The organism is Acinetobacter gyllenbergii CIP 110306 = MTCC 11365, from assembly GCF_000413855.1.
GTDB lineage: Bacteria > Pseudomonadota > Gammaproteobacteria > Pseudomonadales > Moraxellaceae > Acinetobacter > Acinetobacter gyllenbergii.
This window is the reverse complement of sequence record NZ_ATGG01000032.1, coordinates 1-1,119: the sequence shown is the minus strand read 5'-3', so window position 1 is coordinate 1,119 and position 1,119 is coordinate 1. Positions and strand designations below refer to the sequence as shown.

Annotated in this window: 1 pseudogene; it reads left to right on the top strand. The window is 46.5% G+C overall.

Annotated elements, in window-relative coordinates:
• Window positions 1-1,119: pseudogene (locus F957_RS03455) on the top strand (hypothetical protein); the annotation flags it as partial.

Sequence of the window (1,119 nt, the reverse complement as noted above, 5' to 3'; positions counted from 1 at the left end):
CGGAACGGTGCAAGGTGAAGAGAACCTCACTGTCAGCAAAGATGGCAACACGATTCAATACGGCTTAAACCGTGACTTGAAAGTGGATAGCGTCACGGCAGGCGATACCGTCATCAATGACAATGGTGTAATGATCAGCAATGGCCCAAGTATCACCAAAGCAGGTATTGATGTTGCGGGTAACAAAATCAGCAATGTTGCACCAGGCACAGTGGGTACCGATGCAGTTAACAAGGATCAATTAGATTCAGCGGCTGCGGCATCAAAAACCGAAGTGACCGAAGGTAAGAACATCACGGTGACCAAAACCACAGGTGCAGATGGACAAGACATCTATAACGTTGCAACTGCGGATAATGTTGAGTTTAACAATGTCACAGTGGGTGATGTGAATATTGATGGCGCGACAGGAAAAATCAGTGGTGTTGCAGATGGAGCGGTTGCCGCAGGTTCAAGTGAAGCAATCAATGGTGGTCAACTGCATGGTGTTGCAGACAGTGTCCGAAGCGCAATTGGTGGTGAAACCGTCTTAAATCCAAATGGTTCGGTGACCACCAGCAATGTAGGGAATACGGGTGAAGCTAACATCCATGATGCGATTGACTCCGTACGTAAAAATGCAGTGACAGCAAAAACCACAGTCACCGAAGGTGACAATATGGTGGTAACTGAATCAACCAATGCCGATGGCAGTACCAATTATGAAGTCGCTACTGCACGTGATGTAGATTTTGATTCAATTCAAGTTGGTGATGTCGCGATTGACGGCACAACAGGAAAAATCAGTGGTGTAACAGCAGGTGATGTAAATCCAACTTCGACTGATGTAATCAATGGTAGTCAATTGGCAGGTACAGCACAAAGTGTCTCAGGTGCATTGGGTGGAGGCTCAATTGTCAATCCAGATGGTACAGTCACAGCACCAAACTATGAGATCAACGGGATATCCGTCAGTAATGTAGGTGATGCACTGACTGAATTAGACAAGGGTTGGAACCTACAAAGTAATGGCTCTAACAATGCAGGTGCAGTCAAAGCAGGCGATACGGTTGATATCGGAACGGTGCAAGGTGAAGAGAACCTCACTGTCAGCAAAGATGGCAACACGATTCAATACGG